The sequence below is a fragment of the Rosenbergiella sp. YN46 genome, assembly GCF_036620675.1.
Classification (GTDB): domain Bacteria; phylum Pseudomonadota; class Gammaproteobacteria; order Enterobacterales; family Enterobacteriaceae; genus Jejubacter.
On sequence record NZ_JAZHEE010000017.1, the window covers coordinates 13,709 to 32,278 of the forward strand.

The 18,570-nt window shown below is 54.8% G+C and carries 15 protein-coding genes; all 15 read right to left on the reverse strand.

The window, feature by feature from the left end:
• Positions 1–87: 87 nt before the first annotated feature.
• Positions 88–1,410, reverse strand: a complete 1,323-nt coding sequence (cadB, locus tag V3W49_RS13305; RefSeq protein ID WP_500146090.1) for a cadaverine/lysine antiporter — start codon at positions 1,408–1,410, stop codon at positions 88–90.
• Positions 1,411–1,694: 284 nt separating this feature from the next.
• Positions 1,695–3,200 carry a lysine decarboxylation/transport transcriptional activator CadC gene (cadC, locus tag V3W49_RS13310; protein WP_500146091.1) on the reverse strand — a complete coding sequence of 502 codons (1,506 nt, stop codon included), beginning with the start codon at positions 3,198–3,200 and terminating at the stop codon, positions 1,695–1,697.
• Positions 3,201–3,269: 69 nt separating this feature from the next.
• Positions 3,270–3,659, reverse strand: coding sequence for a VOC family protein (locus V3W49_RS13315; RefSeq protein WP_500146093.1), 390 nt, complete (start codon positions 3,657–3,659; stop codon positions 3,270–3,272).
• Positions 3,660–3,815: 156 nt separating this feature from the next.
• Complete coding sequence (gene accA / locus V3W49_RS13320; RefSeq protein WP_500146094.1) at positions 3,816–4,775, reverse strand: acetyl-CoA carboxylase carboxyl transferase subunit alpha; 960 nt, start codon at positions 4,773–4,775, stop codon at positions 3,816–3,818.
• Between the two features lie 12 nt (positions 4,776–4,787).
• Positions 4,788–8,270 (reverse strand): DNA polymerase III subunit alpha, encoded by a 3,483-nt coding sequence (gene dnaE / locus V3W49_RS13325; protein WP_500146095.1) that lies wholly within the window; start codon positions 8,268–8,270, stop codon positions 4,788–4,790.
• 21 nt (positions 8,271–8,291) lie between these two features.
• The gene (gene rnhB / locus V3W49_RS13330) at positions 8,292–8,888 is read right to left on the reverse strand and encodes a ribonuclease HII (RefSeq protein ID WP_500146096.1); all 597 of its coding nucleotides are present in this window, start codon (positions 8,886–8,888) and stop codon (positions 8,292–8,294) included.
• Positions 8,885–10,033 carry a lipid-A-disaccharide synthase gene (gene lpxB, locus V3W49_RS13335; protein ID WP_500146097.1) on the reverse strand — a complete coding sequence of 383 codons (1,149 nt, stop codon included), beginning with the start codon at positions 10,031–10,033 and terminating at the stop codon, positions 8,885–8,887. Before lpxB ends, rnhB begins: the two co-directional genes overlap by 4 nt.
• 15 nt (positions 10,034–10,048) lie before the next feature.
• A complete protein-coding gene (gene lpxA / locus V3W49_RS13340; protein ID WP_500146099.1) occupies positions 10,049–10,837 on the reverse strand; it encodes an acyl-ACP--UDP-N-acetylglucosamine O-acyltransferase in 789 nt (262 codons plus the stop codon).
• Between the two features lie 3 nt (positions 10,838–10,840).
• On the reverse strand, positions 10,841–11,296 hold the full coding sequence (gene fabZ, locus V3W49_RS13345) for a 3-hydroxyacyl-ACP dehydratase FabZ (RefSeq protein WP_500146100.1): 456 nt from the start codon (positions 11,294–11,296) through the stop codon (positions 10,841–10,843).
• Between the two features lie 130 nt (positions 11,297–11,426).
• The gene (lpxD, locus tag V3W49_RS13350) at positions 11,427–12,449 is read right to left on the reverse strand and encodes a UDP-3-O-(3-hydroxymyristoyl)glucosamine N-acyltransferase (RefSeq protein WP_500146102.1); all 1,023 of its coding nucleotides are present in this window, start codon (positions 12,447–12,449) and stop codon (positions 11,427–11,429) included.
• Positions 12,450–12,452: 3 nt separating this feature from the next.
• A complete protein-coding gene (gene skp / locus V3W49_RS13355) occupies positions 12,453–12,932 on the reverse strand; it encodes a molecular chaperone Skp (RefSeq protein ID WP_500146103.1) in 480 nt (159 codons plus the stop codon).
• A gap of 120 nt (positions 12,933–13,052) precedes the next feature.
• Positions 13,053–15,461 carry an outer membrane protein assembly factor BamA gene (gene bamA / locus V3W49_RS13360; protein ID WP_500146104.1) on the reverse strand — a complete coding sequence of 803 codons (2,409 nt, stop codon included), beginning with the start codon at positions 15,459–15,461 and terminating at the stop codon, positions 13,053–13,055.
• 34 nt (positions 15,462–15,495) lie between these two features.
• Positions 15,496–16,848: a sigma E protease regulator RseP gene (gene rseP / locus V3W49_RS13365; protein ID WP_500146105.1), complete on the reverse strand. Its 1,353-nt coding sequence runs from the start codon at positions 16,846–16,848 to the stop codon at positions 15,496–15,498.
• Positions 16,849–16,861: 13 nt separating this feature from the next.
• Positions 16,862–17,722, reverse strand: a complete 861-nt coding sequence (gene cdsA, locus V3W49_RS13370; protein WP_500146106.1) for a phosphatidate cytidylyltransferase — start codon at positions 17,720–17,722, stop codon at positions 16,862–16,864.
• 12 nt (positions 17,723–17,734) lie between these two features.
• A complete protein-coding gene (ispU, locus tag V3W49_RS13375) occupies positions 17,735–18,493 on the reverse strand; it encodes a (2E,6E)-farnesyl-diphosphate-specific ditrans,polycis-undecaprenyl-diphosphate synthase (RefSeq protein WP_500146107.1) in 759 nt (252 codons plus the stop codon).
• Between the last annotated feature and the right edge of the window lie 77 nt (positions 18,494–18,570).

Here is an 18,570-nt window from a genome sequence, read left to right on the forward strand (position 1 = left end):
TCTCCAGGTATAGCGAGCCCCACCGGTTACGTTCTGGTGTGCGGAAAGGGCTCAGAAATGAATGGACGTTAATTAAAACGTGTGTGTCTAACGGACGCGTTTTTTGTCATCCGGATGCTGGCGCTGATACATCTTGCGGGCGTAAAACATCAGGATGATCAGACTCACAATGAAGGTGCCAGACAATTCGAAAGAGTTGGCCCCCATCAGCGCAATGAAGCAGAAAACGCATCCCTGAACGGAGCAGATCAGACTGACCAGGTTGCGAACGTTGACCCCTTCAAGGCGAATCAGATCAACGCAGGAATAGAAGTAAGGCAGCATGGTGAGTAGCACGGCAATCCCGGTTAATTCACCGAACAGATCCGATGCTTTGCCACCGCTGGAGTTCATAATAGTGATGAGTACCATCAGCACGGTCATTTTACAGGCCGCCAACAGCAGCCCCTTCTTCGGAATGCCGTTACTGTCCAGCTCGCCATAAATTTGGGGGAAGTTACCGTCATGAGCGGCTCGTACACCAGCCTGCCCGACCAGCATCATCCAGGATCCCAGCGATGTCAGACAGGCAAATGCCGTAAAGGCAGATACCAGCGGCGCGGCCCAGTGGCCCAGAATGGTGGAAGCGCTAATCGCGAACGGCGCGCCAGAGGCGGCGACCCTAGCCGCAGGATACATCCCTGAGATCACCTGCGTCGCAGCAATGTAGACTACACCAGCCAGCGCCGTCCCCATCATGGTCGCCAGCGGTACGGTATGTTTGGGATTTTTCACCATACCGGTACTCACCGCAGCAGACTCCACCCCAACAAAGGCCCACAGGCACAGCAGAATACTTTTGATAACCGCATGAATATCGGTGGTACCCGAAGTATTCCAGTTCGCCTGATAAGTCGCCAAATCGAACCAGTGCCACCCGGCAACGGCCGTGAGTATTATGGGAATCAGCACCAGTATCAGACCGATAGTGGTAAGCCGGCTGACCCAGGTTCCTCCCAGCATATTGATAAAGGTGAACAGCCAGACGATAACAATACAGGCGATAGCGGCAGGAACCGGGCTATTTAAAACGGAGAAAAATGTGGAAAGATATGAGACGGCGGTAATCCCAATGGCGAGATTACCAATCCAGTTAGCGTGGTAATAAAGTACCCCAGTCTGGAAGCCAAATACCGGTGAAATTTCTCCTGCGTAACCAATAGGCCCTCCTTCCTGAGGATCTTTCGTTGCCAGCCGGGCATAAACATAGGCCAGTGACATAGCGCCAATAATAGAAACCACCCATCCCCAGATTGAAATACCTCCAAGGCAGGCAAGGTTCGCGGGCAATAACGCTATCCCGCTCCCCATCATATTTCCGGCGACCACGCCAGTACAGGCTATTAACCCAATCTTTTTGACTGTCCCCATGAGATATATCTCCTGAATAATATTCTGGACAGATACAAAAACCATCCACTCAACAGCCAGAAAGATTACGCCGCGATAAAAACAAACTCCTGAAGATTAGATAAAATAATTCACCACGCTAATTAAATGATAAAATGACCGTATCTTGCTATAGCAGGAAAATAACACAGCGATATCAGGAAAAGATAAAATAACAGTAATTTCAAATGGTTAAGCAATTGAGAAAGGAGTAAGGGAAGGGATACTATGAAAAGCGCCAATGCCCTTCATAGCAGGATATGGGGCTACAGGGAGTGGGTGGATGTCGCTTGCTCTTTCCGGGCGTTAAAATACTTCAGATAAGGAACCACTTTTTCAACAGAACTCTGGAACACCGCATTTTCAATCCAGTAAAGCGTATCCTCTCCCGGTCGCAAATTAAATGCCGTAATATAGGCATCGGCAGCCTGGTGATTTTCCCCCTTCATTTCATAAACTTTCCCTAACAGGACATAATTCAGCCATGACATTTCACGTTTGATGCCCATATTAATCGTCCGATAGGCTTCATCGATTTTTCCTTGCCCTACCAGATCGATGGTTTTTATCTGGTAATAGATTGCATTGTCCTGCATTCCGGGGATTGTCGTTAAATTCGCGATTCCGGCATTCAGATTAACCAACGCTTTTCCCTCCAGCGGTTGTAGCGAATGACGAAGTACATCGACCAGAATTTTTTCGGCTCTGGCATAGGTGAAGGTCGGCCACTGGCGGGATATTGCATCCAGTTGCATGCTGGCTTTATCCAGAGCGTCAGTGCGGCAAGTCAGAAGCAGTCGATGAGCCTGATAAAACTGCGCCAGGGCGATTCCCTGGGGGGGAAGATACTGCGCCAGCATCGCCCGCATTCGCGGGGATGGTGGCTCTTTTAATACCTCACTCAAACTGGCGATCAGATCGGACTGAATACTGAGCTGATTATCGCGGGTAATGAAATAGCGGCGATCGAGCATAATGGAGCTATCGGCATTATCCACCAGTTGTACCGACATAAAGCATTGCTTTGTTCGATAGTGACGCTGATTCGTAAACTCAATGGTCAGAGTTTTACCTGCACCATTCGACTCAGGATAGTTAAAATCGGTCTTATCGTGGACGATAAAAGTTGAGAAGGTATTAAAGTAAGTTGCAATCAGGCCGCCCACGCCAACAGCATAAGAACGTTGAACCGACCAGTTGCTACAGGAGTTGCCGTTTTTCAACCGAATATCGATATCGCGCGGATTAATCAGCAGGCTACCTGTCGTCGCCGACGGGCGAGAAGCTGAACCCGCAGAGAGCATGACCAGCGCCAGACACAGACCCAACGCTACACCAAACACCAGCCAGTCGTAAAGCCACGCCCTTGCCTCCGGTAAATGCACGGATCGCGTATGGCTTACTGGCACAGAGACGCTTTCCCGAACGACAGTTCCGTCTTCTTGCGAGGTACACCAGATAACGGGAGCGGTCAGACGATAGCCACGTTTAGGGACAGTCACGATATAATCGCAACTCGTCGGTTGATCGTCCTTTAACCGTTTACGCAGTTCAGAAACGCTCTGAGTCACGACATGGTCGGTCACAGCGCTGCGGGTCCAGACATTGTCAATTAATTCATCCCGGCTCAATACTTCACCGGGATGGCGGGCAAAGAAGACCAGCAGGTCGATTAAGCGAGGCTCCAGCGTAAGTTGACGTCCTGGGCGGCTGATCTGGTTGGTTGCGGGAGAGACAATCCATTCACCTACACGTACCGCTAGCTGTTGCATAAAAACCCTCTAAAAAGCCAGGAAAGCGAGCATCATAACGTGCCCCGATCTCCTGTTTGGGGCAAAGAGTTACGCCTCGTAGAGTTCAAGCGGCAGCCCGTCCGGGTCAGTAAAGAAGGTAAAGCGCTTCCCCGTCAGAGGATCGACGCGTATCGTTTCACAGGCCACATTGTGCGACGTAAGATGGGCAACGGCCTGATCGACATCCGCTACGCTGAAAGCCAGGTGGCGCAAACCGCAGGCTTCCGGCTGGCTCGGACGTGATGGAGGGAAAGGAAAAGAGAAAAGTTCGATAACATACTGCCCATTCAACGCCAGATCCCCTTTCCAGGAATCACGGGCTTCGCGGTAGACCTCGGACTGGAGTGTAAAACCAAGAATATCGCAATAAAAGGATTTGCTCTGAGCGTAATTGGTAGCGATGATGGCGACATGGTGAACCTGTTGTAAATCCAGCATAATCTCTCCTTTTGTTATGCAGGGACAATAAAGGGCCGTATCGCCAGGCGCAAGACACCGAAGGTGCTTTCAGACGGCTCCTTAAAGGAAACCGCATCTATTGCCGCCATAAAAAAGGGCCGGATAAACCGGCCCTGTCATCGACATACGCGCTAATCAGGCGTAGCCGTAGCTCATCAGGCGCTGATAGCGGCGATTGAGCAGATCCTCTTTACTCAGGACGTCCAGGTCAGCCAGATCGGCCAACAGCTGGGCCTTCAGCGATTCCGCCATCGTTTCCGGATGGCGATGTGCGCCACCCAGCGGCTCCGGAATCACGGTATCAATCAGCTTCAGCTCTTTCAGGCGGTCGGCGATAATGCCCATAGCTTCTGCCGCCAGCGGTGCTTTATCCGCACTCTTCCACAGAATGGAAGCGCAGCCTTCCGGCGAAATGACCGAATAGGTGCTGTACTGCAGCATATTCACTTTATCACCCACGCCAATCGCCAGTGCGCCGCCTGAGCCACCTTCACCGATAACGGTGCAAATAACCGGCACCGTCAGCCTGGACATTTCACGCAAGTTACGGGCAATGGCTTCTGACTGGCCACGCTCTTCCGCGCCCACGCCCGGATAAGCCCCCGGAGTGTCGATGAAGGTAACGATCGGCATATTAAAACGCTCGGCCATCTCCATCAGGCGCAGCGCTTTACGATAGCCTTCTGGCGCAGGCATACCAAAGTTGCGACGAATCTTCTCTTTGGTTTCACGCCCTTTCTGATGGCCAATCACCATCACAGGACGACCGTCCAGACGGGCGATACCGCCAACGATGGCTTTGTCGTCCGCATATGCGCGATCGCCAGCCAGTTCGTCAAAGTCGTCGAACGCCATACGCACATAATCCAGGGTATAGGGACGTAACGGATGACGCGCCAGCTGGGCAATCTGCCAGGCGCCGAGATCGGCGAAGATTTTACGGGTCAGCTCTACGCTCTTTTCACGCAGGCGATGCACCTCTTCGTCGATATTAATATCCAGTTTTTCGTCCTGAAGGCCAACGGCGGTTAAGGAATCGATTTTCGCTTCCAGTTCTGCAATCGGCTGTTCAAAATCAAGGAAATTCAGACTCATAGTATTCCTGTATTAGTCAAACTCCAGTTCCACCTGCTCCGAACCGATCAGACCGCGCAGATCGTTAAGTAAACGATCGCTGGGCGACACGCGCCATGCAGCGCCAAACCGCAGCCGTGCACGCGCATCCGCCCTCTGATAGTAGAGGTGCACTGGAATAGTCCCCGAACGATGGGGTTCCAGAGATTGACGGAGTCGGTTTAAAAGCTGGTCATCAATTTGCCTGTCCGTCAGCGAGATAGCAAGCCCGCGCGCATACTTTTCGCGAGCCTCGTCAATGTCCATAACTTCCCGGGCCATCATTTTAAGGCCGCCGCTGAAGTCATCAAAGCTGACCTGTCCGCTGACGATCAGGATACGGTCTTTTTCCAGCAGTTGCTGGTATTTTTCCAGCGCCTCGGAGAATAGCATGACCTCCAGGCGTCCGGAACGGTCATCGAGAGTACAGATGCCGATGCGGTTTCCCCGCTTGGTGACCATAATGCGGGCGGAAAGCACCAGCCCCGCCGCCGTGGTCACTTTACCACGATCCGTCGGATGCATATCTTTAAGACGCACGCCGCCAACGTATCGCTCGATCTCTTTCAGGTACTGATTGATGGGGTGGCCCGTCAGGTACAGCCCCAGGGTTTCGCGTTCGCCGTCGAGCTGCTGCTGTTCAGGCCAGGGCAGGCAGTTCGAATAAGACTGCTCCACCTGCTCCGGTGCTTCCGCCAGCACGCCGAACATATCGGCCTGGCCGATGGCCTCTGCTTTGGCATGCTGATCCGCCGCTTTCAGCGCATCGCCCAACGAATTCATCAGCGCTGCGCGGTGCGGCCCCAGGCGATCGAAGGCACCGGACATGATCAGCTTTTCCATTACCCGGCGGTTGATCTTCTTGATGTCGGTTCGGGCGCACAGATCGAACAGCTCGCGGAAATAACCGCCGTTGTTACGAGCCTCAATAATGGCTTCGATAGGGCCTTCGCCGACGCCTTTAATGGCCCCGATGCCGTAGACTATCTCACCGTCGTCGTTAACGTGGAAGTGATACAACCCGGAATTGATATCCGGCGGCAGGATCTTAAGCCCCATACGCCAGCACTCATCCACCAGTCCCACTACTTTGTCGGTGTTATCCATATCGGCGGTCATGACCGCCGCCATAAATTCAGCGGGATAGTGCGCCTTAAGCCACAGGGTCTGATACGACACCAGCGCATAGGCGGCGGAGTGCGATTTATTAAAGCCATAACCGGCGAACTTCTCCACAAGGTCGAAGATTTTCATCGCCAGTTCGCCGTCGATGCCGTTCTTTTTCGCCCCATCCTCGAAAATGGAGCGCTGCTTGGCCATCTCTTCCGGCTTTTTCTTACCCATAGCACGGCGCAGCATATCCGCGCCGCCCAGAGTATAGCCCGAAAGCACCTGAGCTATCTGCATCACCTGTTCCTGGTAGAGGATGATGCCATAGGTTGGCTCCAGCACCGGTTTCAGGCTTTCATGCTGCCACTGAATATCCGGGTAGGAGATCTCTTCACGCCCGTGCTTACGGTCGATGAAGTTATCCACCATCCCCGACTGCAGCGGCCCCGGACGGAACAGAGCGACCAGGGCTATCATATCTTCGAAGCAGTCAGGCTGCAGACGCTTGATCAGATCCTTCATACCGCGCGATTCAAGCTGGAACACCGCCGTGGTTTCCGAGCGCTGCAGCATGTCGAAGCTCTTTTTATCGTCCAGCGGGATGGCGGCGATATCCAGCGGTGGTTCGCCCTGCTTTTCGCGCCTTTTGTTAATCATCTCCAGCGCCCAGTTGATGATGGTCAGGGTGCGCAGGCCCAGGAAGTCGAACTTCACCAGGCCCGCATATTCCACATCATTCTTATCGAACTGGGTAACCGGATGGCGGCCTTCTTCATCACAATAAAGCGGCGCGAAGTCGGTAATTTTGGTGGGCGCGATAACCACGCCGCCGGCATGTTTACCCGCGTTACGGGTCACCCCTTCCAGCTTGCGCGCCATGTCGATCAGCGCTTTCACCTCTTCGTCCGCTTCGTAGATCTCCGGTAGCTGCGGCTCTGCCTCGAAGGCTTTAGCCAGCGTCATTCCGGGATCCGGCGGCACCAGTTTGGAGATCCTGTCGACAAAGCCGTAGGGGTGGCCCAGCACCCGGCCTACGTCGCGGATAACCGCTTTAGCGGCCATGGTACCGAAAGTGATAATCTGCGATACCGCGTCGCGGCCATACATATCCGCCACGTGTTCAATAACCTGGTCGCGCTTCTCCATACAGAAGTCGACGTCAAAGTCAGGCATCGAGACACGTTCCGGGTTCAGGAAGCGTTCGAACAGCAGATCGAATTCCAGCGGATCGAGGTCGGTGATTTTTAGCGCATAGGCCACCAGAGAACCCGCGCCGGAGCCTCGTCCAGGCCCTACCGGTACGCCGTTATCCTTCGACCACTGGATAAACTCCATCACGATCAGGAAGTAACCAGGAAAGCCCATCTGGTTAATAACCTGAAGCTCTATCTCCAGACGTTCATCATAAGGAGGGCGCCGCTGGGCTCTGACTTCAGGGTCTGGATAGAGAAATTCCAGACGCTCCTCAAGCCCTTCGCGGGATTTCGCGACCAGGAAATCTTCAGTGGTCATCTCGCCGGTGGGGAACTGCGGCAGGAAATATTCACCCAGTCGTACCGTCACGTTACAGCGTTTGGCGATCTCCACGCTGTTTTCCAGCGCTTCCGGGATATCGGCAAACAGCTCGCACATCTCGTCTTCGCTGCGCAGATACTGTTGATTCGAGTAGTTACGCGGCCGCTTTGGGTCGTCCAGGGTATAGCCATCGTGAATAGCGACGCGAATTTCATGGGCGTCAAAATCGTCGGACACCAGGAAACGTACGTCGTTGGTCGCGACAACCGGTATCCCACGGTCTTCCGCCAGACGCACGGCGGCATGCAGGTAGCTCTCTTCATCCGGGCGTCCGGTACGAATCAGCTCCAGATAGTAGCGATCGGGAAAGTGCGTCTGCCAGAATGACAGGCACTGATTGACCAGGGCATCGTTGCCACGCAGCAGGCTGACGCCCACATCCCCCCGTCGGGCTCCGGACAGCACTATCAGTCCTTCGTTCAGCTCCACCAGCCATTCCTGGTCAATCAGGGGACCGGCAGCGCCGTAGCCGCGCTGATAGGCGCGGGAAATCAGCAGGGTCAGGTTCTGATAGCCAACGTTGTTCATCGCCAGTATGGTCAGTTCGAGTGGCTCATCGCCCAGCAGTTCATTGACCATATGGAAATCGGCGCCCACCAGCGGCTTCATCCCGGCGCCGTGGGCCCCGCCGTAAAACTTCACCAGTCCGCACAGATTGGTGAAGTCGGTAATCGCCATCGATGGCATACCGAGAGCGGCCGCTTTTTTCACCAGCGGCCCCACCTTCGCCAGGCCATCGATCATCGAGTAGTCACTGTGTATCCGCAGGTGGATAAAACGGGGTTCAGCCATATCTCTTTCCGGTTAACGCAGTCAGGCGCTCTGGCCCAGGGCACGTTTGACGGGCGCAAAGCTGCGGCGATGGTGTTCCGTGGCGCCGTACTGCGCCAGCTTCTCTAAATGTAAGGCAGTCGGATAGCCTTTGTGTTTCGCAAAACCGTATTCAGGAAATTCGCGATCCAGCTCCGCCATTTCACGATCGCGGGAAACTTTGGCGATAATCGAGGCCGCGCTGATTTCCGCCACCAGCCCGTCCCCTTTGATCACCGCCATGCTGGGCACTGGCAGAGTCGGACAGCGATTACCGTCAATCAGGACATACTCAGGCGCAATCGCCAATCCGGCTACGGCGCGCTGCATGGCAAGCATGGTGGCGTGCAGAATATTGAGCTGGTCTATCTCATACGGCTCGGCGCGCCCCAGGCTCCAGGCCAGCGCCTTTTCGCAAATCTCATCGTGGAGCTGAAGGCGGCGCTTCTCGGACAGTTTTTTCGAATCAGCCAGTCCTGTGATGGGGCGCTCAGGATCGAGGATCACCGCAGCAGTCACCACTGCGCCGACCAGCGGGCCGCGCCCGACTTCGTCAACGCCGGCCACCAGCCGGGTATGGGGATAGATAAATTCTGTCATCGCGCCAGCTCCAGTACCGCCTGTGCCGCCTGCTCATCCGCATTGCAGCGAATCTGCTGATGTAGCTGGCGGAAGATATCATGCATTTCATGACGCGTTTCGCTCTCTTCCAGCAGCGGCGTCAACGCCTGGGCCAACCGCTGGGGCTCGCACTCTTCCTGAAGCAGCTCTTTTACCAGCTCGCGCCCGGCCAGCAGGTTAGGCAGAGAAACATAATCGGTTTTCACCAGTCGCTTCGCCAGCCAGAAAGTGAAAGGCTTCATGCGGTAGCCCACAACCATTGGGCATTTCGCCAGCATACACTCCAGCGCCGCAGTGCCGGACGCCAGCAGCGCGGCATCGCTGGCGATCATCGCCTCGCGCGCCTGGCCATCCAGCAGCCGTACCGGCATATCCGGCGCCACCCCGGCCAGAATACGCTCAAACTGTTCGCGGCGTTTGCCGTTAACCAGTGGAACCAGCACCTCGAGGTCGGGAAAGCGGCCGCGCAGCAGCTGCGCTGTCTTCAGAAAGTCGGCGCTGAGCATCTCGACTTCCGCGCCACGACTACCGGGCAGTAATGCCAGACAGCGGGCATCGTGAGCTATACCCAGCGTATCCCGGGCGCCGTTTTTATCGGGATCCAGCGGCATGGCGTCCGCCATGGTATGACCGATAAAACGGCAGGGAACATTGAATCTGTCGTAAAACGCTTTTTCAAAAGGCAGAAAAGCCAGCACCAGATCGGTGGCTCGCCCTATTTTGAAAACGCGCTTCTGACGCCACGCCCAGACCGAGGGGCTGACGTAGTGAATGGTCTTAATGCCACGCTGCCTGAGCTTCCCTTCCAGGGTAATGTTGAAGTCAGGGGCATCGATACCAACGAAGACATCCGGCTGAAGTTCGCTAAAGCGGCGGGTCAGGGAGGCACGAATATGAAGCAAACGACGCAGGCGGCCAAGCACTTCGACAATGCCCATCACCGCCAGCTCTTCAATCTCGTACCAGGCTTCACAGCCTTCCGCCTGCATTCTCGGGCCGGCCACGCCAACAAAACGCGCATCCGGCACTTTAGCCTTCAGCGCGCGAATAAGCCCGGCGCCAAGAATATCGCCGGAGGTTTCTCCGGCGACCAGGGCGACAGTCAAAGGACGATTCGCTTTCATCTGCTATACGGCATCCTAGCGAATCAGGCCACGCGTAGAGCGCTCGAAGAACTCCACAAAGCGCTCAACCTCGGGATGTTTGGCCGCCAGCGCTTCAATTTCCGGACGAGCCTCTTCCAGCGTTTTGCCGCTACGGTACAGCAGCTTATAGGCGTTACGGATGGCATGCAGCGCCTCTTTGCTAAAGCCACGGCGCTTCAGCCCTTCAATATTAACGCCGAAGGGCGTTGCGTGGTTGCCCTGGGCAATCACATAGGGAGGCACGTCCTGCGCCACGCCGGAACATCCCCCGACCATCACGTGGGCGCCGATGATGCAGAACTGATGCACTGCGGTCATACCGCCGATAATGGCGTAGTCATCCACCGTCACGTGACCGGCCAGGGTTGCATTGTTCGCGAGGATACAGCGATCGCCTACCTGACAATCATGCGCTACATGAGCGTTGATCATCAGCAGGTTATCGCTACCCACCTTCGTTAGTCCCCCCCCCTGCGCGGTACCGCGATGGATGGTGACGCTTTCGCGAATGCGGTTGCGATCGCCAATCTCCACACGCGTCGGTTCATTCGCGTACTTCAGATCCTGATTCACTTCACCAATAGAGGCAAACTGGAAGATCTGATTGTCGCGGCCGATTTTAGTGTGACCGTTGACGACAACGTGCGATTTCAGCACGGTGCCCTCACCGATCTCAACGTTCGGCCCCACAAGCGAGTACGGGCCAATATGGACGCCGGCGCCGATAACGGCCCCCTCTTCCACAATGGCGGTGGGATGAATAAAGGCGGATTTATCAATCACGGATTAGGCCTCCCGGTTACGGGCACACATCATGGTCGCTTCACAGACAATCTTACCGTCAACCGTCGCTACGCCTTTAAAGCGCGTCAGACCGCGGCGAGTTTTCTCAAAGGTCACTTCCATAATCATCTGATCGCCAGGAGAGACAGGGCGCTTGAAGCGAGCCTCGTCAATGCCGGCAAAGTAGTACAGTTCACCCGGCTCCAGTTTGCCAACGCTTTTAAACGCCAGAATACCAGTAGCCTGCGCCATTGCTTCAAGAATCAGCACGCCGGGGAAAATCGGTTTACCAGGGAAGTGCCCCTGGAAAAACGGCTCATTAACCGAAACATTCTTCACCGCGCGCAGAAAGCGGCCTTCTTCGAAATCCAGTACGCGATCGACCAGCAAGAACGGATAACGATGCGGCAGAAGCTCCAGAATCTCTTCAATGCGCAGAGTATGAGTGTCAGTATTCAAAATACTCTTCCTGTCAAATGTATATTACATAAGGGACAATAATAACACGGCCCGCGGCGATCCGGAGATCGCTGGCAGGCCGCGAATCTGGCTCTGTATTCAGGCGTTATGAATGAGTGGTGCGGTGGACTTAGTCCTGATTAACTTTACGCTCCAGCGCCTTCAGGCGTTTACTCATCTCATCAATATTCATCACCAGCGCTGCGGTTTTACGCCAGACTTTATTAGGTTGCAGCGGAATACCTGATGAATAGACGCCGGGTTCCGTAATGGGGCGCATCACCATGCCCATACCCGTTACGGTCACCTTATCGCAGATCTCCATGTGACCATTGATCACGCTGGCGCCGCCAATCATACAGTAACGACCAATTTTCAGGCTGCCCGCCATAATGACGCCGCCTGCAACCGCGGTATTGTCGCCAATCACCACGTTATGTGCAATCTGGCACTGATTATCAATAATGACACCGTTGCCGATCACAGTATCGTCCAACGCGCCGCGGTCAATAGTAGTGCAGGCGCCAATCTCTACGCGTGAACCGATGATAACCCGCCCCAACTGCGGTATCTTCACCCAGTTGCCGCGATCGTTGGCATAGCCAAAACCATCAGCCCCAATGACGGTACCAGACTGCACCAGGCACTGTTCACCGATTTCCACATCGTGGTAAACGGAGACATTGGCCCACAGCCGCGAACCAGCGCCAATGCGGGTATTTTTGCCCACAAAGCACCCCGGGCCGACGATAACGTCGTCGCCCAGCACCACGCCTGATTCAATCACGGCGTTAGCGCCGACCGCTACGTTTTTTCCAAGCTTCGCGCTCGGGTCTATCACCGCGCCGGGCGCGATATTCTGCGCGGGTTTTGGCGTGGTGTCCAGAATCTGCGCCATACGCGCATAGGTCAGATAGGGATTTTTAACGATAAGCGCCGCACTCCGGGCATAAGGGAGATCGGCTTCGGTCATGACTACCGCAGACGCCTGGCAGTTTGAAAGCTGTTCACGGTAGCGGGGATTGACCATAAATGTAATCTGCCCCGCAACCGCAGACTGCATGGATGCCACACCGGCGATGACGATATCGCCATCGCCGTGCAATTCGGCATCCAGCTGCTGTGCAAGGTCAGCCAGTCGAATTGAAGGCATGAATTATTTAACCTGCTTCAGCACATCAGCGGTGATATCTTTAACGTCGCTACCGTGGTAAGCGATGCTGTTGGCATCCAGAACCACGTCGATATCTTTATCGTCAGCCACTTTCTTCACGGCAGTCTGGATACGAGTAACCAGCTTGCTGCGTTCTTCGTTGGAACGACGAGCGCGATCCTGCTCGAAAGCCTGCGCCTTAGCGGAGAACTTCTCACGATCGGCCATGACTTCTTTTTCCAGGCTGCTACGATTGCCTTTCGCATTCTGCAGACGCTGCATCTTAGACTGCAGGTTGCTTTCCATGCGCTGCAGTTCGCTAGCACGACCTTTGAATTCATTCTCCAGCGTTTTGGTGGTCCCGGTGCTCTGGGCTACCTGCTGGAACAGATTCGCCATGTTAACCACAGCGATGGTATCCGCAGCCTGTGCAGATGCAGCCATAGCCAGACCAAGACCTGCAGCAATAAACCACTTTTTCACTATAAACTCCTTACCATCCCATACGTACCCGCAGGTACCCGTTTTATGCGGACTCCGGCAGGAGGTATTCCTGCCCGGAACCTTCGCTATACTGAAACGCACGCCGTTGGTTCGGCGGCGTTACCAGGTTTTACCGATGTTAAACTGGAACTGCTCCGCTTTGTCGCCGCTGTACTTCTTGAACGGCTGAGCGTAAGAGAAGACCAGCGGTCCCAGCGGAGACATCCACTGTACGGCGATACCGGCAGACATACGAATGTTGCTCGGATCGCTGTAATCCGGAATACCGGCCGCACGAGTTTGAGCGGTGTTTTTCCACTCGGTATCCCAGACCGTACCCGCATCCACGAAGAAAGAAGTACGTACCGAGTTAGCGTACTTCTCGCTCAGGAACGGTGTCGGGGTGATCAGCTCAAGGCTGGCCACGCCCATGGCGTTACCGCCGATAGCATCGTCGGAATCACAGACGGTCGAGCCGTTGGAACAATAGCGGTTATCCGGGCCAAGATAGGCGGCCTTCGGACCGATGTTGTTGGACTGGAAGCCGCGCACCGTGCTGGAACCACCGGCGTAGAAGTTCTCGTAGAACGGCAGCTCTTTACCCCCCAGACCATCGCCGTACCCCCAACGAGTACGACCCAGTACCACCCACTTGCGATCCTGATCGATAGGCATGTAGGTCGCGGTATCAAGAGTCACCTTATAGAACTCGTTGTCGGAACCCGGAATAGTCACCTTACCGTTCAGGTTAACGCGCGACCCTTTGGTCGGGAAGTAACCGCGGTCGAGGTTGTTGAAGGTCCAGCCGTAGTTAAAGGTGAAGTCATCCGCCGAGAAGTCGTCATCTTTACCCGTATTAGACGGATGTTCGCCCTGAGCATTCAGATAACGCCACATGGCGACCTGCGGCTGCATATCGGACAGGTCGTTGTGGACATAGCCCAGACCGACGCGCAGCGTATTGTATTCGTTGATCGGGAAGCCCAGCGTACCGTCAAGGCCGTAGCTCTTGTTGGTGTACGTGGAAAGATCCGCATCATCCGCTTTAAAGTCGTTGTAGAACAGGCGCCCGCCCAGGCTCACGCCATCCACCGTAAAGTACGGGTTGGTGACCGCGAGTTCCGCATAGGTCTGGTAGTCGTTCTTGGTACCGTTGATACCTACGGAATAACCGGTACCCAGCCAGTTATCCTGCTGAACACCCGCCTGGAAGCTTACGCCGCTCTCGGTGCCGTAACCGATACCAAAGTTCAGGCTACCGGTGTTGCGTTCTTTCACCTTGTAGACCACATCGACCTGATCCGGACTGCCCGGAACGCGCTGAGTTTCGGTATCTACGGTTTCGAAGTAACCAGTACGATTCAGACGCTCTTTGCCCTGGTCGACCAGGTTGCTGCCCAGCCACGCCCCTTCCATCTGGCGCATTTCGCGGCGCAGAACGGAATCTTTCGAGGTGTCGTTACCTTCGAAGCGGATCTTACGTACGTAGTAACGGTTGCCGGCATCAACGCTGACGTGCAGCTTAACGGTCTTGTCGGCATCATTGATTTCCGGCTGGGTCTGAACGCGCGGATAGGCATAGCCATAACGACCGAGCAGCTTCTTAATATCGTCCTCCATGCGGGTCACCTTAGTGCCGTTATAGAGTTCGCCAGGCTCGATTTTGGTCAGCTTTTCAATTTCCGCGGAATGGCCGGCCAGATTACCGTTAACCTGAACGCCCGACAGCTTGTACTGCTGGCCTTCAGTGATGTTGACGGTAATGTAAATGCCTTTCTTATCCGGCGTCAGGCTGACCTGAGTGGAGTCGATGTTAAAACGCGCATAGCCGCGATCGAGGTAGAAGCTGCGCAGGGTTTCAAGGTCGCCCGCCAGTTTCTGCTTCTGGTATTTACGATCGCCGACTACGTTCCACCAGGGAACCTCATCGCGCAGCTGGAAGTTGGAGATCAGCTCTTCGGTGCTGTAGGCGTGGTTACCCACAATGTTGATCTGCTGGATCTTGGCCGAAACGCCTTCCTGGAACACCAGTTTCAGGTCAACACGGTTACGCGGCAGCGGTGTGACGACAGCTTTCACGCTGGCGCTGTATTTACCCACGCTGTAGTAGAAATCCTCCAGCCCTTTCTCAATATCAGACAGGGTGGTGCGATCCAGGGACTCCCCCACGCGCACGCCTGAAGCTTCCAGGTTCTGCTTCAGCATATCGTCCTTCACCGACTTGTTGCCGGAGAAAGTAATGCTGGCGATGGTGGGACGCTCCTTCACCTGAACCAGCAGCGTATCGCCGTCGCGCAGTACCCGCACGTCTTCGAAGTTACCGGTAGCAAACAGTGAACGGATGGTATTACCAATATCCTCGTCCGTTACCGTATCGCCGACACGCACCGGCATGCTGAGGAGGGCCGCACCAACGGCGACTCGCTGCAGGCCTTCGAAATGAATATCTCTCACTACGAACCCGTCTGCACCGTATACGGTGGCGCTGCTGAAGAGCAGCGACGCTATGAGCAACTTTTTCATCGCCATCGTTGTTATGCGTTCTTCCTAACCCTAATCTCTCTTATAACCGAGAGAAATCATTGAAAAGTGCAAGCCCCATTAACAGCACCAGCAGAATAGAGCCAATGCGATAACTAAAGTCTTGAACTCGCTCGGAAACCGGCCCGCCTTTCAGCTTCTCAATCGCCAGAAACAGCAGATGTCCACCGTCCAGAACAGGCAGCGGGAACAGATTAATTATCCCCAGATTGACGCTAATCAGCGCCAGAAACATCAGGAAGTAGATTAACCCATAGTCCGCTGACATCCCCGCCCCCTGGGCAATCGAGATTGGCCCACTGAGGTTGTTCAGTTTTACGTCACCGGTTATTAATTTCCCCAGCATGTTAACCGTCAGCTTCATCAACTGCCATGTCTTATCTGTGGCTTCGACGACAGCAGTAAACGGCCCATACTGGCGCACTGTCTTGTACTCGTCCGGCAGCGGGGTGACCTGTGGTACGACCCCTGCAAAACCTTCCGCCTTCGCTTTACCCGGTTTTGTATCCGGTATCAGCGTTAAAGACAAGGTCTTCCCTTGCCTTTTGACTTCAATCTCTAGCTGGCGCCCCGGATTATCGCGCACCAGCTTAACAAACGTCATCCACTCTTTTAGCGGCTGACCATCGACTTTAACGATCCTGTCGCCAGCTTGCAAACCAGCTTTCGCCGCCGCCGACTTCTCCTGAACCTGAGCCAATACCGGTTCGATCTTCGGCCCGAGGGGGATAATCCCCAGTGCGGAGACGGGATCCTGACGGTCAGGCTCGAAGTGCCAGTCCCGCAGATTAAGCGTTTTCTCACTCGTCCGATCGCTGCCAAAGGGCGCGACCGTGACCCGGGCTGACGCATCGCCGATTTTGCCAACCAAAGCGAGACGAACAGCATCCCAGTCAGGCGTTTCGATACCGTCAACCGCCTTAAGTTCCATTCCTGGCGTAATTTGTGCCTGTGCGGCCACGGAACTGGCGGTTATTTCACCAATAACCGGGCGAACGCTGGGGATACCGATAATGAAAACCAACCAGTAAGCAATGATGGCAAACAGGAAATTTGCGATGGGGCCGGCGGCGATAATCGCCGCCCGCTGCGAGACGCGTTTATTGTCGAAGGCCTGGTGACGCATTTCCGGCACTACCGGCTCTATGCGTTCATCCAGCATTTTGACATAACCGCCCAAAGGGATCAGGGCGATGACAAATTCCGTTCCCTGTTTATCGACCCGCCGCCACAGCGCCTTACCAAAGCCGATTGAAAAGCGTTCCACGCGAACGCCGCAGCGCCGGGCAACCCAGAAATGACCAAACTCGTGCACGGTGATCAACACACCGAGCGCCACGATAAAAGCCGCCAGATTCCAGAGAATGCTCAGCATATAAAATGTCCCTTTAGACCGTCCTGAAGACCAACAGTAACAGACAGGCGAAAACCGGCACTGCCGCCGTCAGGCTGTCGATGCGATCCAGAATACCGCCGTGTCCCGGAATCAGGTGGCCGCTGTCCTTAATACCCGCTTCACGCTTAAACATACTTTCCGTCAAATCGCCCAACACTGAAGCCAGAGTGGCAAAAATAGAACAGACGAACAGCGTGGTCGGCGCCACATCCAGATTAGCCCATGAACCAAACAGCCAGGCAATGACCGCAGCAGTCAACAGCCCGCCGATAAATCCCTGCCAGGTCTTACCCGGCGATACGCGTGGCGCCAGTTTGTGGCGACCAAACATCTTACCGAAGACGTAGGCACCGGAGTCGGCGCCCCACACCAACAGCATGACATACAGCAGCCAGATAGCGCCGGTGTAGTGGTTGATATCGTAATGCCAGTTACGCAGCACCAGCATGCCCCAGAAAAAGGGAACGATCGTCATCAAACCGAAGATAAGGCGCAGAACGCGTGAATGACGCCATATTCCCGCAGAAGCAGGATAAAACAGTACCAGAATCAACGCCGCTATCCACCAGGCCAGCGAAACCCAAAGGATGCCGGAAATCAGCGGCAAGTGTGCGCTATGGTGGTGATATTCAGGCAGAGTGTAGAGCATCCCGGCCAAAATCAGGCCGCAGAGTACCGCCAGCCAGACCCGCTGCGACCGGCTTTTAAAGCCACTCAGTTGCCCCCACTCCCAGGCGGCCAGCATACAGACCGCAAGCAGAGTAATCGCGAAGCCAACCGGCGGCAGCCACAATAGCGCGGCGATAACCGCGGGAATCAAAATTAAAGCGGAAATCAGGCGATACTTCAGCAAAAGCTCCCCCCATCAGGCATAGCTGCCACCGGGTGTCGTGCCGCCAAAACGTCGCTCGCGATTTGCAAAGGCATGCAACGCACCTTCAAAGTCTTGTTCATCGAAATCAGGCCAGAGAACATCGGTAAAGTAGAGTTCAGCATAGGCTATCTGCCACAGCAGAAAGTTGCTGATACGATGCTCTCCCCCTGTCCTAATTACTAAATCTACGGGAGCCAGCTCATTCATGCAGATCTGCTGGTTTAGCATCTCTTCATCGATGTGCTCAGGCTGAAGGTCGCCATTCTGAACCTGAGCAGCCAGACGCTTCACTCCCTGAATAATATCCCATCGACCGCCGTAGTTCGCGGCGATATTCAGCGTCAGACCGGTGTTCTGACTCGTCAACGCTTCAGCTTTGCGGATGCGCTCCTGTAGTCGGGCGTTAAAGCGCGAGGTATCGCCAATGATACGCAGCCGCACGTTGTTCCGATGCAGGTTCTTCACTTCGCTATCCAACGCCCAGGCGAACAGATCCATCAGAGAACTGACCTCCTGAGCAGGACGATTCCAGTTTTCGCTGCTGAAGGCATAAAGTGTCAGCGCACTGATGCCGTTATTGGCAGCAAAAGTGACCGCACGCCGGACTGATTTGGCACCAGCCTTATGGCCAAAGACCCTCATCTTCCCTTGTCTCTTCGCCCAACGGCCATTGCCATCCATAATAATGGCGACATGGCGTGCTCCATGCGCAGGTGAATTTTCGCTTAATGGTTGGTTAGCAGACAACATAACGCGTTTAATTTCCCTGATAAGGATTAAGCGGTTCTCAGGAATACAGAAGCCTTCACGTAAAAAAGCCGTGTCAA